General features: G+C 69.8%; 24 protein-coding genes. 18 read left to right on the top strand and 6 right to left on the bottom strand.

Translation table 11 applies throughout. The features are described from left to right. The first annotated feature begins 176 nt into the window (after positions 1-176). From arsC to ACJMK0_RS14855, 3 genes are read left to right on the top strand one after another with little or no spacing between them, the layout of a single operon-like run. Positions 177-533 carry an arsenate reductase (glutaredoxin) gene (gene arsC, locus ACJMK0_RS14865; protein WP_405239385.1) on the top strand — a complete coding sequence of 119 codons (357 nt, stop codon included), beginning with the start codon at positions 177-179 and terminating at the stop codon, positions 531-533. After that, positions 530-1,123 carry an NAD(P)H:quinone oxidoreductase gene (gene wrbA, locus ACJMK0_RS14860; RefSeq protein ID WP_405239383.1) on the top strand — a complete coding sequence of 198 codons (594 nt, stop codon included), beginning with the start codon at positions 530-532 and terminating at the stop codon, positions 1,121-1,123. Before arsC ends, wrbA begins: the two co-directional genes overlap by 4 nt. Further along, entirely contained in the window at positions 1,120-1,470 is a 351-nt protein-coding gene (locus ACJMK0_RS14855) for a hypothetical protein (RefSeq protein ID WP_405239381.1), read from the top strand. The genes wrbA and ACJMK0_RS14855 overlap by 4 nt, the downstream gene beginning before the upstream one ends. On the opposite strand, the gene hda is transcribed toward ACJMK0_RS14855, so the two are convergent. The 4 genes from hda to ACJMK0_RS14835 are packed head-to-tail and all read right to left on the bottom strand — an operon-like array spanning position 1,467 to position 4,860. Then, a complete protein-coding gene (hda, locus tag ACJMK0_RS14850; RefSeq protein ID WP_405239379.1) occupies positions 1,467-2,150 on the bottom strand; it encodes a DnaA regulatory inactivator Hda in 684 nt (227 codons plus the stop codon). The two genes, ACJMK0_RS14855 and hda, sit on opposite strands and share 4 nt — an antisense overlap. Then, complete coding sequence (locus ACJMK0_RS14845; RefSeq protein ID WP_405239378.1) at positions 2,143-3,213, bottom strand: AI-2E family transporter; 1,071 nt, start codon at positions 3,211-3,213, stop codon at positions 2,143-2,145. The genes hda and ACJMK0_RS14845 overlap by 8 nt, the downstream gene beginning before the upstream one ends. Continuing rightward, positions 3,210-3,773 carry a CDP-alcohol phosphatidyltransferase family protein gene (locus ACJMK0_RS14840; protein WP_405239376.1) on the bottom strand — a complete coding sequence of 188 codons (564 nt, stop codon included), beginning with the start codon at positions 3,771-3,773 and terminating at the stop codon, positions 3,210-3,212. The genes ACJMK0_RS14845 and ACJMK0_RS14840 overlap by 4 nt, the downstream gene beginning before the upstream one ends. Before the next feature lie 16 nt (positions 3,774-3,789). Next, complete coding sequence (locus ACJMK0_RS14835; RefSeq protein ID WP_405239374.1) at positions 3,790-4,860, bottom strand: DUF2066 domain-containing protein; 1,071 nt, start codon at positions 4,858-4,860, stop codon at positions 3,790-3,792. Positions 4,861-5,068: 208 nt separating this feature from the next. Between ACJMK0_RS14835 and purM the strand changes: the two genes are divergently transcribed. The 3 genes from purM to ACJMK0_RS14820 are packed head-to-tail and all read left to right on the top strand — an operon-like array spanning position 5,069 to position 7,654. Beyond that, positions 5,069-6,109 carry a phosphoribosylformylglycinamidine cyclo-ligase gene (gene purM / locus ACJMK0_RS14830; protein ID WP_405239373.1) on the top strand — a complete coding sequence of 347 codons (1,041 nt, stop codon included), beginning with the start codon at positions 5,069-5,071 and terminating at the stop codon, positions 6,107-6,109. Next, positions 6,106-6,765 carry a phosphoribosylglycinamide formyltransferase gene (purN, locus tag ACJMK0_RS14825; RefSeq protein ID WP_405239371.1) on the top strand — a complete coding sequence of 220 codons (660 nt, stop codon included), beginning with the start codon at positions 6,106-6,108 and terminating at the stop codon, positions 6,763-6,765. The genes purM and purN overlap by 4 nt, the downstream gene beginning before the upstream one ends. Before the next feature lie 43 nt (positions 6,766-6,808). Then, positions 6,809-7,654 carry a DUF3108 domain-containing protein gene (locus ACJMK0_RS14820; protein ID WP_405239369.1) on the top strand — a complete coding sequence of 282 codons (846 nt, stop codon included), beginning with the start codon at positions 6,809-6,811 and terminating at the stop codon, positions 7,652-7,654. Here the strand turns inward: ACJMK0_RS14820 and dcd are convergent. Both dcd and apbC read right to left on the bottom strand, forming a co-directional pair. Next, a complete protein-coding gene (dcd, locus tag ACJMK0_RS14815; RefSeq protein WP_405239368.1) occupies positions 7,618-8,184 on the bottom strand; it encodes a dCTP deaminase in 567 nt (188 codons plus the stop codon). The two genes, ACJMK0_RS14820 and dcd, sit on opposite strands and share 37 nt — an antisense overlap. A gap of 3 nt (positions 8,185-8,187) precedes the next feature. Next, entirely contained in the window at positions 8,188-9,282 is a 1,095-nt protein-coding gene (apbC, locus tag ACJMK0_RS14810) for an iron-sulfur cluster carrier protein ApbC (protein WP_405239366.1), read from the bottom strand. A gap of 375 nt (positions 9,283-9,657) precedes the next feature. On the opposite strand from apbC, the gene ACJMK0_RS14805 reads away from it, so the two are divergent. The 12 genes from ACJMK0_RS14805 to ACJMK0_RS14750 all read left to right on the top strand — a co-directional run bounded on the left by ACJMK0_RS14805 (position 9,658) and on the right by ACJMK0_RS14750 (position 22,655). Then, a complete protein-coding gene (locus tag ACJMK0_RS14805; RefSeq protein WP_405239364.1) occupies positions 9,658-12,045 on the top strand; it encodes a HEAT repeat domain-containing protein in 2,388 nt (795 codons plus the stop codon). 136 nt (positions 12,046-12,181) lie between these two features. Next, on the top strand, positions 12,182-13,276 hold the full coding sequence (locus tag ACJMK0_RS14800; protein ID WP_405239362.1) for a type IV pilus twitching motility protein PilT: 1,095 nt from the start codon (positions 12,182-12,184) through the stop codon (positions 13,274-13,276). Positions 13,277-13,283: 7 nt separating this feature from the next. Then, on the top strand, positions 13,284-14,366 hold the full coding sequence (locus ACJMK0_RS14795; protein WP_405239360.1) for a type IV pilus twitching motility protein PilT: 1,083 nt from the start codon (positions 13,284-13,286) through the stop codon (positions 14,364-14,366). 79 nt (positions 14,367-14,445) lie between these two features. Further along, positions 14,446-16,467: a methionine--tRNA ligase gene (gene metG / locus ACJMK0_RS14790; protein WP_405239358.1), complete on the top strand. Its 2,022-nt coding sequence runs from the start codon at positions 14,446-14,448 to the stop codon at positions 16,465-16,467. Between the two features lie 63 nt (positions 16,468-16,530). Next, positions 16,531-17,112: an electron transport complex subunit RsxA gene (gene rsxA / locus ACJMK0_RS14785; RefSeq protein ID WP_405239356.1), complete on the top strand. Its 582-nt coding sequence runs from the start codon at positions 16,531-16,533 to the stop codon at positions 17,110-17,112. 3 nt (positions 17,113-17,115) lie between these two features. Next, positions 17,116-17,634 carry an electron transport complex subunit RsxB gene (gene rsxB, locus ACJMK0_RS14780; RefSeq protein WP_405239354.1) on the top strand — a complete coding sequence of 173 codons (519 nt, stop codon included), beginning with the start codon at positions 17,116-17,118 and terminating at the stop codon, positions 17,632-17,634. Next, positions 17,631-19,172 (top strand): electron transport complex subunit RsxC, encoded by a 1,542-nt coding sequence (gene rsxC / locus ACJMK0_RS14775; protein WP_405239352.1) that lies wholly within the window; start codon positions 17,631-17,633, stop codon positions 19,170-19,172. The genes rsxB and rsxC overlap by 4 nt, the downstream gene beginning before the upstream one ends. 4 nt (positions 19,173-19,176) lie before the next feature. Continuing rightward, positions 19,177-20,220 (top strand): RnfABCDGE type electron transport complex subunit D, encoded by a 1,044-nt coding sequence (locus tag ACJMK0_RS14770; protein ID WP_405239687.1) that lies wholly within the window; start codon positions 19,177-19,179, stop codon positions 20,218-20,220. Then, positions 20,217-20,858, top strand: coding sequence for an RnfABCDGE type electron transport complex subunit G (locus tag ACJMK0_RS14765; protein WP_405239350.1), 642 nt, complete (start codon positions 20,217-20,219; stop codon positions 20,856-20,858). The genes ACJMK0_RS14770 and ACJMK0_RS14765 overlap by 4 nt, the downstream gene beginning before the upstream one ends. Further along, the gene (gene rsxE, locus ACJMK0_RS14760) at positions 20,855-21,589 is read left to right on the top strand and encodes an electron transport complex subunit RsxE (protein ID WP_405239348.1); all 735 of its coding nucleotides are present in this window, start codon (positions 20,855-20,857) and stop codon (positions 21,587-21,589) included. Before ACJMK0_RS14765 ends, rsxE begins: the two co-directional genes overlap by 4 nt. Further along, positions 21,586-22,233 carry an endonuclease III gene (gene nth, locus ACJMK0_RS14755; RefSeq protein WP_405239346.1) on the top strand — a complete coding sequence of 216 codons (648 nt, stop codon included), beginning with the start codon at positions 21,586-21,588 and terminating at the stop codon, positions 22,231-22,233. The genes rsxE and nth overlap by 4 nt, the downstream gene beginning before the upstream one ends. Next, complete coding sequence (locus ACJMK0_RS14750; RefSeq protein WP_405239344.1) at positions 22,233-22,655, top strand: DUF1841 family protein; 423 nt, start codon at positions 22,233-22,235, stop codon at positions 22,653-22,655. The genes nth and ACJMK0_RS14750 overlap by 1 nt, the downstream gene beginning before the upstream one ends. The last annotated feature ends 9 nt before the right edge of the window (positions 22,656-22,664 follow it).

Genomic DNA, 22,664 nt, shown 5'->3' with positions numbered 1-22,664 from the left:
GAGAATGAGGACTTCGAGATCACAGCGGAACGCTAGCAGCAGCCACGGGGAGCGTCAAGCAAACAAAACCCGACCAGAAACGGCGGTTTATGGTCGTGATGGGGACTGACGGGAGACCGCCCTGCTGGTACATTACGCGCCGGTCCGGCCCGACGAGAAGAATACGACCAGGAACGATGAACTACCGTATCTACCACAATCCCCGCTGCTCCAAATCCCGGGCGACGCTCGCCCTCCTCCAGGAAGCCGGCGTTCCCGTCACGGTCACGGAATACCTGAAGGAACCACCGGACGCGGCCGCGCTGCTGCGGATCACGGATCTGCTCGGCTGCCGCCCACGGGACCTGATCCGCCGCAACGATCCGGACTATCGCAGCGAGCGGGAGACGGTGGACGCTCTCGCCGACGATGCCGCGGCGGCGTGGCTTGCGGCGCATCCGGCGGCCATCGAACGGCCGATCGTGGTCCGGGACGACGACGCGGCGGCGATCGGCCGGCCGCCCGAGAACGTGCACGGGATCCTGCGCGCGTGAGCGAGATCCTGGTGGTCTACTACTCGCGGACCGGCGCCACCGCAGCACTGGCCCGCGAAGTCGCCAGGGGGGTGGACGGCGTGAAGGGCGCCGCGGCGCGGCTGCGCACGGTGCCGGCGGTCTCGGCCGAGACGGAGGCGAGCGCGCCCGCAGTGCCCGGCGAAGGCCCGCCCTACGCCACGACCGAGGACCTGGTGGAATGCGCCGGGCTGGTGCTCGGCAGCCCCACCCGGTTCGGCAACATGTCCGCCGCGATGAAGTATTTCCTGGACGGCACCTCGGCGCAGTGGCTGGCCGGCAAGCTGATCGGCAAGCCCGCCGGCCTGTTCACCTCCACCGGCAGCCTGCACGGAGGCCAGGAGGCCACGCTGCTCACCATGGCGGTGCCGCTGCTGCATCACGGCATGCTGATCGTCGGCCTGCCCTACAGCGAGGCGGCATTGACCGAGACGACCAGCGGCGGCACGCCCTACGGCGCCAGTCATGTCGCCGGCCCCGACGCCAATCCGCGTCTCACCGGCCACGAGATCACGCTGGCCCGGGCCCTCGGCCGGCGCGTGGCCGAGACCGCCCTCAGGCTGGTGCCTTGAGCCGGCCGGTGCTGCCGATCGCGCTGTGGCTGCCGGCCACCGCGGCGTGGGTCGCGGCGGGCGTGTTGTCGATGGCGCTGCTTGCGGCGGGCCCCGGCACCGCCCCGGTCTGGGCCTGGATCGCCGCCGCCCTGCCGGTGGGGCTCACTCTGCCGTTCATGCTGCTGCGCCGGCCGGATTCATTCCTGCTGGCGCTGCTGGGCAGCGCGGGCTACGCCGGCTTCGGCCTGATGGAATCGATCGCGAACCCGCCGGCGCGCCTGCTGGCCGCCACGGTGGCGGCCGTCTCGCTGCTCGCGTTCTTCCTCCTGGTCCCGGTCGTGAGGATCACCCGCAGCGGCAGCTAGTGTCCTAGCACCTCGCGCACGAAGGGGATGGTCAGGCGGCGGGAGGCGGCCAGCGACGCGGTGTCCAGCCGGTCCAGCAGGGCGGTCAGCCGACCCATGTCCCGGGGCACCCGGCGCAGCAGATAGCGCGCCGTGTCGGCCGGCAGGTCGAAACCGCGGAACCTGGCCCGGGCCCGCAGCGCCTCGAGACGCTCCTCGTCGTCCAGATAGCGCAGGCGGAACAGCGCCAGGGCCTGGCAGCGGCTGACGAGGTCCGGCAGCCGCAGCCCCAGTTCCGCCGGCGGGCCGGCGGCGGCCACCACCAGCCGGCCGCCCGCGAGCGACAATCCGTTCACCAGCCCGAACAGCGCCCGCTCCCAGCGCTCCTCGCCCACCACCCGGTCGAGATCGTCCAGGCAGACCAGGTCCAGCGCCTCGAGCCCCTCGAGCATCTCCGGCGCCGGCGCGCTGCCGAGCGGCACGTAGGCGCAGCGGCGCTCGGGCCGATGGGCGCAGATCGCCTGCAGCAGGTGGCTCTTGCCGCTGCCCGGCGGGCCGGCTATCCAGAGACCCGGCGGCGCGGGATCCTTCGCGGCCGCCACCAGCGCGCCGTCCCCCGGGGCACGGAAAGTCTCGAACACCGCATGATCCTGCAGCGCGAGCGCCAGCGGCAGCTGTCCCCGGGCCGGATCCTCAGCCATCCCCGCCCCCGTCCGGGGCCTGACCGGGGTCTTCCGCCAGGTAATTGCGATAGGCGAACCGGGCGAGCACCGACAGCACCGCCGCCGCCGGCAGCGCCAGCAGGATGCCGAAGAACCCGAACAGCTGGCCGAAGGCCATCACGGCGAAGATCACGACGACGGGGTGCAGCCCGATGCGGTCGCCGACCAGCTTCGGCGTGAGCACGCTGCCCTCGATGAACTGGCCCACCGAGAACACGGCGACCACGCCCAGCAGCATCAGCAGCGCGTTCGGCTCGTTCACCGCGGTCAGGCCGGCCAGCGCGATGCCGAAGATGAAACCCAGATAGGGCACGAAGCTCACCAGGCCGGACACCACGCCGATGGCCAGCGCGAACTGCAGCCCGAGTAGCGTGAGGCCCACCGTGTAGATGAAGGCGAGCCCCGCCATCACCAGCAGCTGGCCGCGCAGGAAGGCGCCGAGCACCTCGTCGGTCTCGCGGAACAGGCGGAACACGGTCTCCCGCCGCGACGACGGCACCAGGCTGCCGAGCCGGGCGACGATGAGGTCCCAGTCGCGCAGGAGGTAGAAGGTGAGGATCGGTATCAGAAACAGCGACAGCAGCGCCGCCACCAGCGCACCGCCCGAACGGCCCAGCGAGGTGAGCACGCGGCTGCCCCACTGTCCCGCCATGCTGCCGTAGTCCGAGAGGAACGCGGCCAGGCCGATGCCCTGCCCCGTGCCCTCGCCGTCGATGAATTGCCGTACGAGCGGCAGCAGCCGTTCCTCGACGTATTGCATGTAGCGCGGCAGCGCCTCTAGCAGCGCGCCGATCTGCGCCTGAACGAGCGGCAGCACCAGCAGCACGATCGCACCGATGACGAGGAACGTCAGCAGGAACACCGCCAGCACGGCCAGCGAGCGCGGCAGCTTCAGCCTCTGCAGCCGGTCCGCCATGGGATCGCCGACGTAGGCCAGCAGGGCCGCCGCCACGAACGGGGTCAGCACCGGTGCCAGCAGGTAGAGCAGCCACGCGGTGATGGCCGCACCCGCCAGCCAGAAGATGCGATTCTCGGCACTCATGCTCTGTGCTCTCCTCCGGACGCCTCGCTGGCCCGGCGGGCCCAGGACAACACGTAGTCGATACCGCTCACCACCGCAGTCACGAGCACGCCGGCCCCGAGCACCAGCAGCGTGATATCCGGCGGCCAGGCGAAGCCGGCGTGGCTCAGCACGCTCAGGACGTAGAGCAGTTCGATCGCGGTATTCACCTTGCTGATCCTCGTCGGCTGGCCCGTCACCGGCGCGATAAGGAAATTGTAGGCGAGCGCGCCCGCGACGATGACCAGGTCGCGGACGATGACCGCGGCCGCGAGCCACATCGGCACCAGCCCCACGGCGGCAAGGGTGAGGAACACGCCTGCCACGAGCAGCTTGTCCGCCGCCGGGTCCAGCAGCGCGCCGAGCCGGCTCTGCCAGGCGAAGCGCTTGGCGAGAAATCCGTCCACGCCATCGGAGAAGCCGGCGAGGAAGAACAGGGCGAGCGCCACCGGATACGCACCCACGACGATGGCGTAGAGCGTCGGCGGGATCAGCAGGATGCGGACCACCGAGATGAGATTTGGCAGCCAGCTCAGGTTCATGGGGCGCGCCGGCGACTCAGGGTCGGTAGGCCACGGTCAGATCCGTCACGTCTCGCACCAGGCCCGCTCCGCCGACCCCGGTCGGGTCCACCACCTCCTCCAGGGTGCCGAATCGCCCGCTCAGCCGCAGCACGCGGCCGAGCCGATCGGGCGCGCCCAGCAACTCGAGCCGGTAAGTGAGCGCGTTGTCGGCAAGCTGCTCCAGGCGCAGCTCCCGGACCACGCTCACCGAGGCCAGGTAGCGGCTGACGTCGGCGTATGCGGCCAGATCCTCGACGCCGGTCACCGTGAGGCGCACCGATCTCGCCCGTTCGTCGCCCACGGCCGCGAGCTGTCCTGCCATGAGGTCGGCGACCCGGTGCACGGCATCCTCGACCGAGGCGCGCCACTGGCGCTGCTCGCCGCCGAAATACCAGGTCCAGCGCGGCAGCTGACGCCCGTCCGCATCGATGCGGCCGAGCAGGATGCTGTTCGCGCCGTAGCGGGCGGACGCCTCGAGCACCGGCTGCTCGAAACCGCCCCACACGTCGCTGAACGCCACGCTGCCCCGGTCCTCGGCGTCGAGCAGCGGCCACACGAGGGGCAGTCCCCTCGCCCGCGCCACGTCCTCGACGCGCTGGCGCAGGAAACGGTCGGGATCGGCGCCGTCCGGCGGCTGCGCGGAGCGCGCCGGGAGTGCCGCCGAGGGCGGCTCGTCCCCGGCGGCGATGAGATCGCGGTCGCCGCCGCCGCGGTCGACCGCGAGCCACAGGAGCGTCACCGGCCGCTCGCTGCCCCATACCGCACGGCCGGCCTCCCGCAGCCGCGCCGCGATGGCCCGGCCGTCGAAGCTCACCCACAGCGTCTCGTCCGCGCCACGCCGATAGCCCTGCACCAGCCGGGCGGGATCCTCGAACAACGCGTCCAGCCCCGGGTCCCCGGCCGCCGCGCGCTGCCCGGTCACACGCACCAGCACCTGGGACAAGGCGCGCCGGTAGGCCTGCTCGCGCCAGTCCGGCTCGCTCTGATCCACCGGCACCCGGATGGTGTAGAGGTCGGCCACCTCCGCCGCCCGGGCAGGCGCGGCCGCCGACAGGACGACTGCCACGCCCGTCGCCATGACAAGTGCGCTGACCAGGGCGGCGGCGACACGGGTCGGGAGGGTGGCGAGGCGGAGCGGCAGAACCGCTGCGCGAGGCACGCCGGCGGTGCTTCGTGCGGTTGGATGCATGAGACGCGGTTTCCGAGCAGGACTTCAATCTCTATTATATCGTCCTCCCCCCGGCCTGAGGCCACCGCCCGGGACACATCGGCCGATGAGCGACAAACAACTGACATACAAGGACGCCGGCGTCGACATCGACGCGGGCAACGCGCTGGTAGAGCGCATCGGCGAGGCCGTGGAGAGCACGCGCCGCCCGGAGGTGCTGGCCGGGCTGGGCGGCTTCGGCGGCCTGTTCGCCCTGGATCTGGAGCGCTACCCGCGGCCGGTCCTGGTGGCGGGCACCGACGGCGTCGGCACGAAACTGAAGCTGGCCGGCATGCTCGACCGGCACGACACCATCGGCATCGACCTGGTGGCGATGTGCGTGAACGACGTGGTCGTGCAGGGCGCGGAGCCCCTGTTCTTCCTCGACTACTACGCCTGCGGCGCCCTCGACGTGGAGCAGGCCGCCGCGGTGGTGAGCGGCATCGCCGAAGGCTGCCGCCGGGCCGGCTGCGCGCTGATCGGCGGCGAGACGGCCGAGATGCCCGGCATGTACCCGCGCGGCGAGTACGATCTGGCCGGTTTCAGCGTGGGCGTCGTGAACCGTGAGGACCTGATCGACGGCAGCCGCATCGCCCCGGGCGACGCGGTGCTGGGCATCGCCTCTTCCGGCCCCCATTCGAACGGCTATTCGCTCATCCGCCGCATCCTGGAGACGAGCGGCACCGCGGTCACCACCGGCGGCGGTGAGTCGGTGGGCGGGCAGCCGCTGGGCGAGGCGCTGCTCGCCCCCACCCGCATCTACGTCAAGCCGCTGCTGGCCCTGCTGCGCGCCCTGCCCGTGCACGGTCTGGTCCACGTGACCGGCGGCGGCCTGCCGGAGAACCTGCCGCGCGTGTTGCCGCCCGGCACCGAGGCCCGCATCGACCGCGGCGCCTGGACGACACCGCCGGTTTTCGACTGGCTGGCCGCGGCGGGCAATATCGCCCCGGCGGAGATGCTCCGCACCTTCAACTGCGGCATCGGCATGACGGTCGTCGTGCCGCGGGAGCGCACCGACGAGGCGCTGGCCCTGTTGGCGGAGCACGGGGAGCAGGCCTGGACCATCGGCGAGATCGCCGCCGGCGACGGCGGCGCGATCATCTCTTGAGCGCGGGGGGCGAGAGCGCCGTCCGGGCCGTGGTGCTGATCTCCGGCGAAGGCACCAACCTGCAGGCATTCATCGACGCGGTAGCGGCGGGCGACCTGCCACTCGGCCTCGCGGCGGTCGTTGCCAGCCGCGCGGACGCGCCGGGGCTCGCCCGCGCGCGGCGGGCCGGGATCACGGCGGCAGCCGTGCCGGCGGACGACGCCCCGGACCGGGAGGCCTACGACGCTGCGCTGGCGGCGGAGATCCGCCGCCACGACCCCCAGCTCGTGCTGCTGGCCGGCTTCATGCGCATCCTCGGCAGCGCCTTCGTGCAGGAATTCGCCGGCCGCCTGCTGAACGTGCATCCGTCACTGCTGCCCGCCTACCGGGGGCTGCACACGCACCGGCGGGTCCTCGCGGCCGGCGACCCGACGCACGGCTGCACGGTGCACTTCGTCAGCGACGAACTCGACGGCGGCCCTGCTGTCATACAGGCTCGTGTACCGGTGCTGCCCGGCGACGACGAGGCATCGCTTTCAGCCCGCGTTCAGGCCGCCGAGCACATCATCTATCCACGGGCCGCCGGCTGGTTCGCCAGCGGCAGGCTGCGCCTGGCGGGCGGCGTCCCCGAACTGGACGGGTCCGCGCTGCACGAACCCGTCGTCCTGGACCTGTAAAGGTGAACCCCTGATCGTCGCTACCGAGGACCGAATCGCCGCCATGACCCCCATCGTACGATTGTCGCTCGTCTTCCTCGCCGCGGCCGCCGCCGTCGCGCCGGCGCGCGGCGAGCCTGCACCGTCACCGGAGACGGCGGAGACGGCGGAGACGGCGGAGACGACGGAGACGACGGAGGCGGCGCCGACCGGGCTGCAGCCTTTCGTCGCGGTGTACGAGGCGAAGGCAACGGTGCTCGGCCTCGGCGGCGACGTGATCATGCAACTGGCGGAGGCGGAGGAACCGGGGGTCTACATATTCCGAAATACCAGCGACCCGCGGGGTCTCGCGAAGCTGGTGGCCGGCGAGGAGGTGGAGTGCAGCCGCTTCCGCTACGACGAAGACGGCTTCCAGCCGCTGCATTACCACGAGGACGCCGGCGACGACTCCAGCACCGTGCGCTTCCGCCCGGAGGAAGGCGAGGCGGTCGCCACCTACAAGGGCCGCGAAGACACCCTGGAGCTGCGGCCCGGCACCCTCGATCGGGCCACCGAGCAGATGGTGGTGCGCCACGAACTCGCCACCGCCACGGCCGAGCTGGGGCCTTACACGACCATCGAGCGCAACGAGTACCGGACCATCGAATACCGGCCGGAAGGCACGCGGGTCGTGGATTCACCGGCCGGCAGCTATCACACCGTCGCGTTCCGCCGTCAGCGGGTGGGCTCGAGCCGCAGCGTGCTGATCCACTATGCTCCGAAGCTGGACTGGATGCCGGTGATGATCGAGCAGTTCAAGGGCGACGACAAGCAGGTCACGGCCCGGCTGAAGACATACCGGCCCGGCGTGCCGTCCGAGCCTCAGGCTCGGGGTCACGCGCGAGGCAGCGTCACGCCCCGTTGCCCCTGATACTTGCCCTGGCGGTCCCTGTAGGAGACCTCGCAGGGCTCGTCCGACTCGAAGAACAGCATCTGCGCCACGCCCTCGCCCGCATAGATCTTGGCCGGCAGCGGCGTGGTGTTGCTGAACTCGAGCGTGACGTGACCCTCCCACTCGGGCTCCAGCGGCGTCACGTTCACGATGATCCCGCAGCGCGCGTAGGTGGATTTGCCGAGACAGATCGTTAGCACGGTGCGCGGGATGCGGAAGTACTCGACGGTGCTCGCCAGGGCGAACGAGTTGGGCGGGATGATGCAGACATCCGAGGTCACGTCGACGAAGCTGTTCTCGTCGAAAGCCTTCGGGTCGACGATCGCCGAGTTGATGTTCGTGAAAATCTTGAATTCCCGCGAGCAGCGCACGTCGTAGCCGTAGCTCGACGTGCCGTACGAGACCATCGGCCGGTCTCCCGTGGCGCGCACCTGGCCGGGCTCGAAGGGCTCGATCATGCCGTGCTCCGCGGCCATGCGGCGTATCCAGCGGTCGGACTTGATGCTCATCGGTCAGGAATCCTCCACGACGATATTGGGGAAGGCGCGGCTGTAGTCCCTCCCGGCGGCGGCCAGCGCGGCAGCAGCCCGCAGCGCGGCCTCCCGGTAGGCGGCGGCGATCGGGCCGTCCGGGCGGGCGACCACCGACGGTCTGCCGCCGTCGGCATCCTCCCGGATGGCGATATCGAGCGGCAGCTCCCCCAGCAGCACGGTGTCCGTCGCCGCGGACAGCCGCCGGCCGCCCTCCGCGCCGAAGATCCGCTCCTCGTGGCCGCACTCGCTGCAGATGTGGGTACTCATGTTCTCGACGATGCCGAGCACGTTGACCGATACCTTGCGGAACATCTCCAGACCCTTGCGGGCGTCGGCCAGGGCGATGTCCTGGGGGGTGGTCACCACGATGGCCCCCGCCACCGGCACCCGCTGGGACAGGGTGAGCTGAATGTCGCCGGTGCCCGGCGGCATGTCCACGATCAGGTAGTCCAGGTCCCGCCAGCGGGTCTGCGACAGCAGCTGGTTCAGCGCCTGGGTCACCATCGGGCCGCGCCACGCCATGGGCTGAGTGGCGTCCACCAGGAAGCCGATGGACATGGCCTGCAGCCCGTGCGCCTCCAGCGGCTCGAGGTGCTTGCCGTCCTCGCTGACCGGGTTCTCGCCCGCGAGGCCGAGCATCAGCGGGATGCTGGGCCCGTAGATGTCGGCGTCCAGGATGCCCACCCGGGCGCCTTCGGCGGCGAGCGCCAGCGCCAGATTCACGGCGGTGGTGGACTTGCCGACGCCGCCCTTGCCGGAGGCGACGGCGATGATGTTGCCCACGCCGGGCAGCGGCTTCAGGTTGTGCTGCACCGACTGCACGGGGATCTTCGCGGCGATCTCGATCTCGGCCCGCTCGATGCCCGGCAGCGCGGTCACGGCCGCCTCCAGCGCCTCGGCCAGCTCGGCGCGGATGCCGTCCGCCGGCAGCCGCAGCGTCACGGCCAGGCGGGCGGTCCCGCCGTCCCTCACCGCTCGGTCGATGCTGCCTGCTCGGGACAGCGGGACGTCGGCGACGGGCAGTCTGACGGCTTCGGCGGCGGCGGCGATGTCGGGGTCTTTCTCGGCAGTCACGGCATTGGGCTCTGTTCCGCGGTGGATTCCGGGGCGCGACATTGTAACGGAGAATGCGGCGGGAGACCGGGCCCGCGGCGCCCGGGCCCCGCCGGGGGCCGCCCCCGGCGCGCCGGCGTGACCGCCGTCACGTTCACGGCCGGAAATGGCAGCTGGACGGCGGGCTTGTGGCATAATCGGGCCATCACAGGGGACGACCCGGATCGCCGGCATCCCGCAACCTCGAGTCCGCGGACCGACGGCCCGCCGCCAGCGAGCGGCGGTGTCGCTGCCAGGGGCTGTGGGCGGGGGCCGTGGCCACGGCGGCCGCGCCGCCGGCGTGCGGCGGAGCTCCCGGGGCGTCCCGGGACGTCTCCAGGGTAACAGCGAGGCAGGATGGCTCTACTCAGCGGATTCAAAACCGATCGCCTCATCGCCGAGATCGTCGGCGCGGGCGATACGAATTCGCCAGCCGCCCAGAAGGCGGCCAGCAAGCTGAAGGCCATGGGCCCGTCGGCCGTGCCGCGGGTGATCGATGCGCTGGCCAACAGCACCAAGCAGCAGACCATCCTGTTCGTCGAGGTACTCGCCGAGCTGGCCAGCCCGAAGAGCCTCAAGCATTTCATCGAAGGCCTTTCCGACGGCAACCAGCGGGTCGTCTCCGGCACGGCCTGGGCGCTCTCCAGCACCCGCAACCTGAACCCCAATGACCTCATCGCTCTGCTGGACGACGACGAGGTCTCCAAATCGGCCGTGATCGAGATCCTGAACGTGCACAAGCGCAAGCTGAACGTGCGCGACCTGCTGACCAAGTCCTACGAACTCGAGCACAACGACAAGGCGGCGATCTTCAAGATCATCGACGACGTCGTCGACGCCGACATGGTGCCGGAACTCATCGCCCGGCTGGAGGGCAAGGACCCCTTCGTCCGCATGCATCTCATCAACATCCTGGGCAAGTTCGGCCGCCCTGACGTTGCCGCGGCGCTGGAGAAGCAGCTGAAGAGCAACAACAAGATGATCCGGCAGGCGGCCCTGACCGCGCTGGCCCGCATGGACGGCGCGCAGAACGTCGAACTGATCGCCAGTCTGCTGCTGGACCCCGACTACGACGTGCAGACGAAGGCCGTGGATCTGCTGATCCGCATCAACGACCCGACCACCGTGCGCCACCTCATCCCGGCGCTGAAGGACGAATCGGAGTACCCCCGTCGCGCGGCGGTGGAGGTGCTGAACGAGATCGGCACCACGGATTCGGTGAAGGACCTGCTGCAGGCGCTCCAGGACGACGACTGGTGGGTGCGCGCGCGGGCCACCGACGCGCTGGCCAAGATCGGCGGGCCGAAGGTGATGAACGCGGCGCTGGCACTGATCCGGGACGAAGACCAGGAGATCCGCCGCGCCGCCATCGAGATCCTGAACGCCACCAAGGACGACAGTGCAGTCAAGCACCTGATCGAGGCCACCAAGGACCCGGACTGGTGGGTACGCGAACGCGCGGTGGACGCCCTGGCCGGCATCGGCAGCACCAAGGCGCTGCCGGCGCTCACCAAGATGCTGGGCCAGCACCCCAAGTCGGATGCTTCGGTGGTGCGCGCGCTGTCGAAGATCGGCAATGCGACGGTGATCGAGAAGCTGCTGCCCATGCTGAACCGCCAGGAGCGCGAGATCCGGGTGGAGGCCATCAAGGCGATTGCTCACCTCGCGGACGAGTCCAAGGCAGAGCCCATCCGCAATTATCTGGAGAAGATGAAGCAGCTGGACGACTCGGTCATCGTCAACACCGCGGACAAGGCCATCAAGGAACTCGAGGCCCGCTTCTCCTCGGACGTGCGCTACCAGAACGTGAAGGCGGAGAAGCTGGCCGCCGAACCGGCGAAGACGCTGTTGATCGAGAACGAGGACATCCAGAGCATCATCGAGGAGGTCGGCGGCAGGCAGCCGCTGGACATCTCCACGCTGGAGCCGGGCGACGTCATCGACGACCGCTATATCTTCGTCGAGAAGATCGGCAAGGGGGCCTTCGGCACGGTTCTGCTGATGCAGGACAAGGTCGTCGACGAGCGGCTCATCCTGAAGTTCCTGAACCCGAACGTCTCCTCGGACGAGGAGATGATGAAGCGCTTCGTGCACGAACTCCGGTTCTCGCGCAAGATCACCCACCCCAACGTCATCCGCATCTACGACTTCCTGAGCGTGCAGGGCCTCTACGCCATCTCCATGGAGTATTTCCCCTCCCACACGCTGGGAGCCGAGATCGCGGCACAGAAGCCGATGCCGTTCGCCAAGGCGCTGCAGTTCGCCAAGGACATCGCGACCGGCATGATGGTGGCCCACGAGGCCGGCGTCATCCACCGCGACCTGAAGCCCGCCAACATCCTCATCAACGAGGAAGGCGTCCTGAAGATCGTGGACTTCGGCGTGGCGGCAGCGGCCACCGCGGGAGACACCCAGCTCACGAAGACCGGCTACGTGATCGGCTCGCCGAAGTACATGGCGCCGGAGCAGATCCTCGGCAAGCGGGTGGACGAGAAGGCCGACATCTACAGCCTGGGGGTCATGATCTACGAGATGCTGACCGGCACGCCGCCGTACACCCGGGGCGACCACATGTCGGTGATGTACCAGCACGTCCAGGGCAAGGCCCGCAAGTGCCAGGAGGTCAACCCGAAGATCCCCGACGACCTGGCGGCGCTGGTCAACCGCACCATGTCGGTGGACAAGAACAAGCGCCACCCCTCCATGGCCGAGCTGAAAGACGAGCTGGAAGCCATCCAGCTCTGACACCGCCGCCGCACCGGTCATCCGTGCCACCGGGTCCTGGCCACCTTCGCCATCGGGCGCTGGCCATCTCTGCCATTAGGCCCTAGCATAGGGCTGCGCGGGCGACCGTACCCGCGTCACACGAGCAGACGCAGACATGGCACGCATAGACGCATTCCTGAAACTCGGCCTGGCCCAGGGCTGCTCCGACGTCCATCTGGCGGTGGGCGTGCCGCCGATGCTGCGCATGCACGGCGATCTCATGCCCATCAAGTTCCGCGAACTCTCGGACACCGAGCTCGACACCTACGTGGCCGAGATTCTGACCAAGTCCCAGCAGGACAAGTTCGAGAGCGGCCGGGACCTCGACTTCTCCTACGTGAGCGAGGACGGCGGGCGCTTCCGCGTCAACCTGTTCCGCAAGGACACGGGCATCGGCGCGACTTTCCGCCACATCCCCACCGACATCCCCACGATGGAGTCGCTGGACCTGCCGCCGGTGATCGAGAAATTCTGTGACTACCACCAGGGCATGGTGCTGGTGACCGGCTCCACCGGCACGGGTAAGTCGACCACGCTGGCCTCCATGATCGATCACCTGAACCGGCACCGGAACCTGAACATCATCAGCCTGGAAGACCCCATCGAGTTCGTGCACCCGAGCAAGAACTGCCAGGTCATCCAGCGGGAGCTGGGCACCCACCTGACCAGCTTCGCCGACGGCGTGCGCTCGGCCATGCGCGAGGACCCGGACGTGATCCTGGTGGGCGAGCTGCGCGATGCCGAGACCATCAGCATGGCCATGACCGCGGCCGAGACCGGCCATCTCGTGCTGGGCACGCTGCACACCACGGGTGCCGTGAAGACCATCGACCGCATGATCGACGCGCTGCCCGGCGAACTGCGGGAGCAGACCAAGAGCTTCCTGGCCCAGAGCCTGAACGCCGTGGTCACCCAGGTGCTGGTGAAGACGCCGGACGGACGGGGACGCAAGGCGGTGCTGGAGATACTCATCAACACCAAGGCCATCTCCAACCTGATCATGAGCGACCAGACCCACCAGATCCCGGCCCAGCTGCAGACCGGCCGCGATCTCGGCATGCAGACCATGGACCAGGCGCTGCTGGAGGCCATCGAGGCCAAGACCATCGATCCCGACGATGCGTTCCGTTTCGCACACGACAAGAAGCGCTTCCAGCGATTCGTGACCAACACGGACGTGCTGCCGAAGCTCGACATCGCGACCTCGTGAGCAGCCGATGAGCACGGAAACCGCAAGCACGAACCTGATCGACCCCTATCTGCGGGAGGCGCTGGAGCGGAACGGCTCCGACCTGCACTTCCTGGCCCTGGACCCGCCGCGCGTGCGCGTCTACGGCAACCTGAAGGAGCTGCGGGAGGAACGGCTGGACCCCGCGCACGTGCAGGAGGCGCTCTACCAGATCATGAGCGGCGTGGCCCAGAAGCATTTCGAGGCCGACGATGCAGTGGATTTCGCCTACGAGGTGCCGGGGCTGGCCCGCTTCCGGGTCAACGCCTTCCGCCACCTCAACGGCATCGGCGCCGTGTTGCGCGCCATCCCCACCGAGGCGCGGACGCTGGAAGATCTCGCCATGCCTGACGTGGTGAAGAACCTCTGCCGCCAGACCCAGGGCATGATCCTCGTCACGGGCAAGACGGGCTCGGGCAAATCCACCACGCTGGCCGCGATGATCGATGCGATCAACCTGCGCCTGAAGGGCCACATCCTCACCATCGAGGACCCGATCGAGTTCGTGCACCAGCGCAAGGGCTGCCTGATAAGCCAGCGCGAAGTGGGCGTGCACAGCCCGTCGTTCGCCGATGCCCTGCACTCGGCCCTGCGCGAGGACCCGGACGTGATCCTGGTGGGCGAGCTGCGCGATCTCGAGACCATCAGCATCGCGGTGACGGCGGCCGAGATGGGCATCCTGGTCATGGGCACGCTGCATACCAACGGCGCCGCCCAGACCATCGACCGCATGATCAACGCCTTCCCCCACGACAAGCAGGCGCACATCCGCACCATGCTCTCCACCTCGCTGCGCGGCGTGATCTCACAGCAGCTCGTGCCCACGAAGGGCAAGCCGGGCCGGGTGGCGGCACTCGAGATCATGGTGAACACGCCCGCCATCAGCAACCTCATCCGCCAGGGCAAGATCGACCAGCTCGAGAACGCCATGCAGAGCGGCGGAGCCATGGGCATGAAGACCATGGACACCGCCCTGCGCGAGCTCTACGAGCGGCGCTTCATCAGCGGCAGGGAGGCCTACCAGAAGGCCATCAGCAAGTCGAAATTCGAGCCCATGAAGGACGAGAACTGAACCGAGCCGGCCCGACCCGCCGCCCGCCGAGCGCCGCGCCTCTGGCATAATCCCCGCCTGCCCGAAAAGACACTCCGAAATGGCCGAACAACGCCGCAAGATACTCGTCACCAGCGCCCTGCCCTACGCCAACGGGTCCATCCACCTGGGGCACCTGGTGGAGTACCTGCAGACCGACATCTGGGTGCGCTTCCAGAAGTCCCGCGGGCACGAATGCCGCTACGTCTGCGCCACCGATGCCCACGGCACGCCCACGATGATCCGCGCCCGCCGCGACGGCATCAGTCCCGAGACACTGGTGGAGCGCATGACGGCCGAGCACGAGCGCGACCTCGGCGACTTCCAGATCGAGTTCGACAACTACTACTCGACCCACACGCCGGAGAACGAGGCCATCGTCACCGGCATGTACGAGCGGCTGCAGGAAGGCGGCTACATCTACACCGAAGTGGTCAACCAGGCCTACGACGAGAAGGAGGGCATGTTCCTCCCGGACCGCTTCGTGCGCGGCGAATGCCCGGTGTGCGGCGCGCCCGACCAGCACGGCGACAACTGCGAGGCCTGCGGCAGCACCTACACGCCCCGGGACCTGAAGCATCCGGTCTCGATCCTCTCCAACACCGCCCCGGTGTACCGGGACAGCGAGCACTACTTCTTCCGCCTCTCGCGTTTCGAGGACTTCCTGCGCCGCTGGATGGCCGCCTCCCAGCTGGATGCGGGCATCGTGCGCAAGCTGGAGGAGTGGTTCGACAAGGGCCTGCAGGACTGGGACATCTCCCGCGACGCACCCTACTTCGGTTTCCGCATCCCGGGCACCGAGGACAAGTACTTCTACGTCTGGCTGGATGCGCCCGTGGGCTACATGGCGAGCTTCCGCAACCTGGCCGACCGGGAGGGGCTGGATTTCGACGCCTGGTGGGGCGCGGATGCCGACGGCGAGCTCTACCATTTCATCGGCAAGGACATCGTCTACTTCCACGCGCTGTTCTGGCCCGCCGTGCTGCACGGCTCCGGCTACCGCACGCCGGACGGCGTATTCGCCCACGGCTTCCTCACCGTCAACGGCGAGAAGATGTCGAAGTCCCGGGGCACGTTCGTCAATGCCCGCACCTATCTCGCCCACCTGGCGCCGGAATACCTGCGTTATTACTACGCGGCGAAACTCGGTCCGGGCACCGACGACATCGACCTCAGCCTGGACGATTTCGTGGCCCGGGTGAACTCCGACCTGGTGGGCAAGCTGGTGAACATCGCCAGCCGCTGCTCGGGCTTCATCACGAAGCACTTCGACGGCGAGCTGGCCGCCGAGCTGCCGGACCCGGCGCTCTACGCCGAGTTCGCCGCCCGCGGCGAAGACATCGCCGCCCGCTACGAGGCCCGCGAGTTCGGCCATGCCATGCGCGAGATCATGGCGCTGGCGGACCGGGCGAACCAGTACATCGACACCCACAAGCCCTGGATACTGGCGAAGGACGCCGAGCGGCTGCCGGAGGTCCGGGGCATCTGCACCCAGGGCCTGAATCTGTTCCGCATGCTGATGATCTGGCTCCAGCCGGTGCTGCCACAGCTGGCGGCCAGGGCCGCTGAGCAGTTCCGCGAGGACGAGTGGTCGTGGGACGACGCGGTCCGACCGCTGCTCGGCACGGCCATCGAACGTTACGAACCCCTGATCACACGCATCGATCGCAAACAGGTGGACGCCATGATCGACGACTCCCGCCAGGGCGGCGACAGCGGCGCGGCAGAAAAACCCGAGCCCGCGGCGCCCGAGAACGACGAGATCACCATCGACGACTTCATGAAGGTGGATCTGCGCGTTGCGCGGATCCTGAAGGCCGAACCCGTGGAGGGCGCCGACAAGCTGCTGCGCCTGACGCTGGACACCGGCGGCGGCGAGAAGACCGTGTTCGCGGGCATCAAGTCGGCCTACGACGCCGCGGCGCTGGAGGGGCGGCTGACGGTGCTGGTCGCCAACCTGAAGCCGCGCAAGATGCGCTTCGGCACCTCCGAGGGCATGGTGCTGGCCGCCGGCCCGGGCGGCGAGGACATCTTCCTGCTCTCGCCGGACGACGGCGCCGAGCCGGGCATGCGCGTCAAGTAGCGCCGATCGCCTGAAGGCGCCGGCGCCAGCCTCTACAATAGCGGGACACTCGAGGTCCCGGACATGACCGATCTTTTCCTGATCATCGTCGCCACGGTACTGGTCAACAACTTCGTTCTCGTGAAGTTCCTCGGCCTGTGCCCGTTCATGGGCGTCTCCACGCGGGTGGAGCCCGCGGCCGGCATGGCGCTCGCCACCGGCTTCGTGCTCACGCTGTCGTCGGCGGTCAGCTACCTGGCCGAGACCTGGATACTCGTGCCCTTCGGCCTCGAGTACCTGCGCACCCTGGCCTTCATTCTCGTCATCGCCTGCATGGTGCAGTTCACCGAGATCATGGTGCGGCGCCTGAGCCCGCTGCTGCACCGGGTGCTCGGCATCTACCTGCCGCTGATCACCACCAACTGCGCGGTGCTGGGCGTGGCTCTGCTGAATACGCGCCAGGCGGAGAGTTTCGCGCAGTCGGTCGCCTACGGCCTCGGCGCCGCGGCCGGTTTCGCGCTGGTGCTGGTGCTGTTCGCGGAGGTCCGCGCGCGCCTGACGACGGCGCCGGTGCCTGCCGCCTTCCGCGGCGCGGCCATCGGGCTGGTCACGGCGGGCATCATGTCGCTGGCCTTCATGGGCTTCTCCGGTTTCGCGGGACTCTGACGCATGCTCGGCGCCGTACTCGCACTCGCGATCCCGGCCTTCGCCGCCGGCTTCGGCCTGGCCTGGGCGGCACGGCGCCTGCCGGCGGACGAAGAGCCGCTGGTCGAGCGCATCGATGCGGTGCTGCCCCAGACCCAGTGCGCCCAGTGCGGCTACCCGGGCTGCCGCCCCTACGCCCGGGCGATCGCGGACGGCAGCGCCGGGATCAACCAGTGCCCGCCCGGCGGCGAGCAGACCATCCATGCGCTGGCGGAACTGCTCGGACGCGAGCCGCTGCCCCTGGACCCGGCCCGCGGCAGCGAGCCCGAACCCCGGGTGGCGGTCATCCGGGAGGCCGAGTGCATCGGCTGCGCCCGCTGTCTGCCGGCCTGCCCGGTGGACGCCATCGTCGGCGCGCCCCAGTATCTGCATACCGTGATCGAGCGCGAGTGCACCGGTTGCGAGTTGTGCCTGGATCCCTGTCCGGTGGACTGCATCGACCTGGTGCCCGTACGCCCCCCGGTGCCAGGCGGCGGGCCATGACCGCGCCGACGGAAGGCCTGTCGCGCCTGCACGGCGGGCTCCGCCTGCCGGCGCAGAAGGCGCGCTCCACGGGCGCGCCAATCCGGGAGGCGGCCGTGCCCGCGCGGCTGATGGTGCCGCTCGGCCGCAAGCCCGGCGCCGTCGCCCGGCCGCTGGTTGCAGCGGGCGACCGGGTGGCCCGGGGCCAGCGCGTCGCCGAGGGGCGTCCGCCGGACAGCGCCAACGTGCATGCCGGCTCCTCCGGAACCGTCACCGCCATCGAGGACCGACCGGTGCCGGCGCGGGACGGCGCGACGGTGCCCTGCATCCTGATCGATACGGACGGCGACGACCGCCTGCACGAGGACTGCCGCCCCCTGCCGGACGCCGTCACCCGCGACCCGGCCGCACTGGCCGGCGCCGTCGAGGAGGCAGGCATCCTCGGACTGGGGGGCGCAGCCTATCCGACGGCACCAAAGCTCGCCGAGGGGCTGGGACAGGGCCTGGAGGCGCTGATACTGAACGGCGCCGAATGCGAGCCGTGCATCAGCTGCGACGACCGGCTGATGCGGGAGCAGGCCGCAGACATCGTCTCGGGCGCCCGCCTGATGCTGACCATACTAGGCATCCGCGAATGCATCGTGGCCATCGAGAGCGACAAGCCCGAGGCCTGGCAGGCCATGAAGGCCGCCGTGGCAGAAGGGCCGGAGGGCATCCGGCTGGTCCAGTTGCCCACGGTCTACCCGTCCGGCGGCGAAGACCAGCTGGTCAGACTGCTGACCGGCCGGGAGGTGCCGAGCGGCGGCCTGCCCACCGACGTCGGCTACCTGGTGCACAACGTGGGCACCGCCGAAGCCGTGGCCCGCCTCGCCGCCACTGGAGAACCCCTCGTCAGCCGCGTGGTCACCGTCACCGGCGAGGGCATCGCCGAACCGGGCAACTACCGGGTGCGGCTGGGCACCCCCATCGCCGATCTGGCGCGCGCCGCCGGCGGCTACACGGAACAGGCGGCCTGCCTGATCATGGGCGGACCGATGACCGGCGTCTCGCTGCCCCACGACGACTTCCCGGTGGTGGGCGCGACCAACTGCCTGCTGTTCACCCGCGAGCCCCCTGCCGTGTCCGGCGAACCGGAACGGCCCTGCATACGCTGCGGCGAGTGCGCCCGGGTGTGCCCGGTGCGGCTGCAGCCCCAGCAGCTCTATCGCCACGCGGGCCACGCGGGCCACGCAGACCACGCGGGCCCCGCCGACGAGCAGGCCCTCGCCCTGTTCGGGCTCGACGACTGCATCGAATGCGGCTGCTGCGACCTGGTGTGCCCGAGCCACATCCCGCTCACCGGGAGTTTCCGCCGGGCCAAGGTGGCGCTGCGCCTCAAGGCCCACGAGCGGCGCAAGGCCGAACGGGCCCGGCACCGGTTCGAGGCCCGGGAGCGGCGGCTCGCCGAGCGCGAACAGGCCGCCAGGGAACGCCAGGAAGACGTCCGGCGTCAGGCCGGCGCCGCGGCGATACGGGAGATCCTCGAACGCCGCCGCGGCGGCCGTGACGACGAGGGCTGAACCGGTGCGTTTCCGCACCGTCGGACTGCCGCTGCTGCGCCCGAGGACCGGCGTGGGCGCCGTCATGCGCCAGGTCCTGTATGCACTCGCCCCCGCGGCCGCAGCCTATGTCTGGTTCTTCGGCCCCGGCCTGCTGTTCAACGTGCTGGTCGCCGCGGTCTTCTGCCTGGGGAGCGAGGCGCTGGTCCTGCGCCTCCGCGGCATGCCGGTCGCCCCGGCGCTGGAAGACTACAGCGCGGTGGTGACGGCGGTGCTGCTGGCCTTCGCCCTGCCGCCGCTCACGCCCTGGTGGGTCACGGCCACCGGCTCGATCTTCGCGATGGTATTCGCCAAGCATCTGTACGGCGGCCTGGGCTACAACGTCTTCAACCCGGCGATGGCCGGCTACGTGGCCGCGCTGCTGTCCTTCCCGGTGGCCATGACCGCCTGGCTGCCGCCACGCATGGGCGACCTGGACTACGAGGGGCTCTCGCTGCTGGAGTCCCTGGGCTACGTACTGGCAGGACGACTGCCGGACGGCGTCACGCTGGACGCGATCACCCGGGCGACACCGCTGGACTCGGTGCGCGAGGGCCTGAGGGAGATGCAGATCTTCGCCGAGATCCGCAGCAATCCCCTGTTCGGCGACTTCGGCGGCCGCGGCTGGGAATGGATCGACAACTTCATCGCCCTCGGCGGCTTCTGGCTGCTGTACCGGGGGATCATCCGCTGGCACATACCGGTGGCGGTGCTCGCCGGCGTGCTGGTGCCCGCGACCGTCGCCTCGATCCTGCAGCCCGGCCTCGCCCCCACCCCCGGCTTCCACCTGTTCAGCGGCGCCACCCTGCTCTGCGCCTTCTTCATCGCCACCGACCCGGTCTCGGCGGCCACCAGCCCCGCGGGCCGGCTGGTGTACGGCTTCGGCATCGGTCTCGTCACCTGGGCGATCCGGACCTGGGGCGGCTACCCGGACGGCGTGGCTTTCGCCGTGCTGCTCATGAACATGGCCGTCCCCGCCATCGACCGCTACACCCGCCCGCGCATCGCGGGCCACGGGCGCTCGCCGTGAGCGAGCGGCCGGCCAGCCTGCCGCCCTGGCGCACCGGCCTGGTGCTGGCCGTGTTCGCCGCCGTCTGCGCCGGCGCGGTCTCGCTGACCTGGGAACTCACCCGGGAGCGCATCGAGGAAAACCGCGCCGCTCTGCGCCAGCAGCGCTTCGCGCCCCTGCTCGAGGGCGTGGCCTGGGACCGCATCACCCTGGACGCTCCGCTGCGCTTCGAGCCGCCCCACGATCTCCCGGGGCGCCAGCCCGCCCTGGTGTACCGGGCGCTGGACGGCGGGCGAACCAGCGCCTGGATCTTCGAGGTGTCCGCCGACGGCTACTCCGGTCCCATCCGGCTCCTGATCGGCCTGCGTCCCGACGGCACCATCACCGCGGTGCGGGTGCTCGAACACCGCGAGACGCCCGGCCTCGGCGACGGCATCGAGGCCTCCCGCTCCGACTGGATCCGGGCCTTCGCCGGACTCTCCCTCGGCGCTCCGCCCGCCGACGAATGGGCGCTCCGGCGTTCAGGCGGCCGTTTCGAGCAATTCACCGGCGCTACCATCACGCCCCGCGCGGTGGTCCGGGCGGTGAAATCCACCTTGATATACTTCGCCGCTCACCGGAAAGATCTCGAGAAGCGTGTGCAGGAGGAGGCCGGATGAGCCAGACCGACGCCGCCACCGTCGGCCAGCAAAGCAACCCGACCGGAGACACCGCCGCAGCGCCCGCCGCCGGCCGTGGCACGTGGCTGCGCAACGGACTCTGGGATAACAACCCGGGGCTGGTGCAGCTGCTGGGCCTCTGTCCGCTCCTGGCGGTGACCACCGGCGCCGTGCACGGTCTCGGCCTCGGGCTGGCCACCGTGTTCGTCATGACCGCCACCAACGCGCTCGTCTCCCTGCTGCGCCGCTCGCTCACCCGGGAGATCCGCATCGCGGTCTACGTGCTGGTCATCGCCTCGCTGGTGACCTGCGTGGAGATGATCTTCGAAGCCTGGTTCCCGGCACTGGACCGGGCGCTCGGCATCTTCATCGCGCTGATCGTGACCAACTGCGCCATCGTCGCGCGGGCGGAGGCCGTGGCGTCGCGCCAACCGCCGCTGCCCGCTGCCGCCGACGGCCTGGTGATGGGCCTCGGTTTCGCCTGGGTGCTGGTCGTCGTCGGCGGCATCCGCGAGCTGGTCGGCCGCGGCACCCTGTTCGCCGACTGGCACCTGCTCACCGGCGCGGTAGCCGCACCGTCCGACCAGGCGGGCGCCGGTGGCGGCTTCCTGCTGGCCATATTGCCGCCGGGCGCATTCCTGACCCTCGCCCTGCTGGTGGCCGGCAAGAACTTCCTGGACAGCCGCCGGCGATCCGTGCCGGCGCCGACAGCCGCGGACGGCGTGCAATGAACCGGGACAAGCGCACGGCCATCTACCGGCGGCTGCGGGATGCCAATCCCCACCCCACCACCGAGCTCGAGTATTCCACGCCCTTCGAGCTCCTGGTCGCGGTCATACTCTCGGCCCAGGCGACCGACGTCGGAGTGAACAAGGCCACCCGGAAACTCTTCCCGGCGGCCGATACGCCGGCGGACGTTCTCGCCCTGGGCGTCGACGGGCTGTCCCGCCACATCCGCACCATCGGCCTCTACAACAGCAAGGCGAAGAACATCATCGAGACCTGCCGGATCCTGATCGAGGAGCACGAGGGCGAGGTGCCCCGGGACCGGGCAGCGCTGGAAGCCCTGCCCGGCGTCGGCCGCAAGACCGCGAACGTGATCCTGAATACGGCCTTCGGCGAGCCCGTGATCGCGGTGGATACCCACATCTTCCGCGTGGCCAATCGTACCGGGCTGGCCAAAGGAAAGACGCCGCTGGAGGTGGAGAAGCGGCTGAGCCGGCTGACGCCGGAGGAGTTCCTGAAGGACGCCCACCACTGGCTGATCCTGCACGGGCGCTACGTGTGCAAGGCACGCAAGCCCGACTGCCCGAACTGCATCATTGCCGACCTCTGCGAGTACCGCCACAAGACCGAGTCGCCGGAGGCGGCCTGATGCTGTTCGGCCAGGACCGCGACGAACTCCGGCGCATGTATGCCGAGGCCTGGCAGAAGGCCACGGAGTCCCGGCCGATGAGCGCGCTGGAGGCGCAGATCGCCGACGTGGTGGCCGCCCACCCGGAGTATCACGACGCACTGGCAGACTCGAGGCTCGCGCGGGATTACACGGGTGCGGACGGGGCTGCCAATCCGTTTCTGCACATGGGGCTGCACATGGCCCTGCGCGAGCAGGTGGCCACGGACCGGCCGGCCGGCGTGCGCACCGTGTTCGACGGGCTGGCCACACGGCTCGGCAACGCCCACGAGGCCGAACACCGCATGATCGAATGCCTGGCGGAAGCGCTCTGGCAGGCCCAGCGCGCCGGCACGCCCCCGGACGAGAGCGCCTATCTCGAGCGCCTGCGCCGGCTGACCTGATCGTCGGCG

Origin of the sequence: Lentisalinibacter orientalis, assembly GCF_040706535.1 — a bacterium.
Lineage (GTDB): Bacteria > Pseudomonadota > Gammaproteobacteria > Steroidobacterales > Woeseiaceae > Lentisalinibacter > Lentisalinibacter orientalis.
This window is presented reverse-complemented; position numbering and strand designations above follow the sequence as displayed.

What these genes read in the sequence shown, in the direction of transcription:
- dcd (WP_405239368.1), bottom strand. Translation starts at nt 8,184, where the DNA reads ATGAGCATCAAGTCCGACCGCTGGATACGCCGCATGGCCGCGGAGCAC.
- ACJMK0_RS14805 (WP_405239364.1), top strand. Translation starts at nt 9,658, where the DNA reads ATGGCTCTACTCAGCGGATTCAAAACCGATCGCCTCATCGCCGAGATC.
- rsxA (WP_405239356.1), top strand. Translation starts at nt 16,531, where the DNA reads ATGACCGATCTTTTCCTGATCATCGTCGCCACGGTACTGGTCAACAAC.
- ACJMK0_RS14800 (WP_405239362.1), top strand. Translation starts at nt 12,182, where the DNA reads ATGGCACGCATAGACGCATTCCTGAAACTCGGCCTGGCCCAGGGCTGC.
- purM (WP_405239373.1), top strand. Translation starts at nt 5,069, where the DNA reads ATGAGCGACAAACAACTGACATACAAGGACGCCGGCGTCGACATCGAC.
- rsxC (WP_405239352.1), top strand. Translation starts at nt 17,631, where the DNA reads ATGACCGCGCCGACGGAAGGCCTGTCGCGCCTGCACGGCGGGCTCCGC.
- ACJMK0_RS14795 (WP_405239360.1), top strand. Translation starts at nt 13,284, where the DNA reads ATGAGCACGGAAACCGCAAGCACGAACCTGATCGACCCCTATCTGCGG.
- ACJMK0_RS14750 (WP_405239344.1), top strand. Translation starts at nt 22,233, where the DNA reads ATGCTGTTCGGCCAGGACCGCGACGAACTCCGGCGCATGTATGCCGAG.
- rsxB (WP_405239354.1), top strand. Translation starts at nt 17,116, where the DNA reads ATGCTCGGCGCCGTACTCGCACTCGCGATCCCGGCCTTCGCCGCCGGC.
- metG (WP_405239358.1), top strand. Translation starts at nt 14,446, where the DNA reads ATGGCCGAACAACGCCGCAAGATACTCGTCACCAGCGCCCTGCCCTAC.
- hda (WP_405239379.1), bottom strand. Translation starts at nt 2,150, where the DNA reads ATGGCTGAGGATCCGGCCCGGGGACAGCTGCCGCTGGCGCTCGCGCTG.
- rsxE (WP_405239348.1), top strand. Translation starts at nt 20,855, where the DNA reads ATGAGCCAGACCGACGCCGCCACCGTCGGCCAGCAAAGCAACCCGACC.
- nth (WP_405239346.1), top strand. Translation starts at nt 21,586, where the DNA reads ATGAACCGGGACAAGCGCACGGCCATCTACCGGCGGCTGCGGGATGCC.
- ACJMK0_RS14840 (WP_405239376.1), bottom strand. Translation starts at nt 3,773, where the DNA reads ATGAACCTGAGCTGGCTGCCAAATCTCATCTCGGTGGTCCGCATCCTG.
- ACJMK0_RS14845 (WP_405239378.1), bottom strand. Translation starts at nt 3,213, where the DNA reads ATGAGTGCCGAGAATCGCATCTTCTGGCTGGCGGGTGCGGCCATCACC.
- arsC (WP_405239385.1), top strand. Translation starts at nt 177, where the DNA reads ATGAACTACCGTATCTACCACAATCCCCGCTGCTCCAAATCCCGGGCG.
- ACJMK0_RS14820 (WP_405239369.1), top strand. Translation starts at nt 6,809, where the DNA reads ATGACCCCCATCGTACGATTGTCGCTCGTCTTCCTCGCCGCGGCCGCC.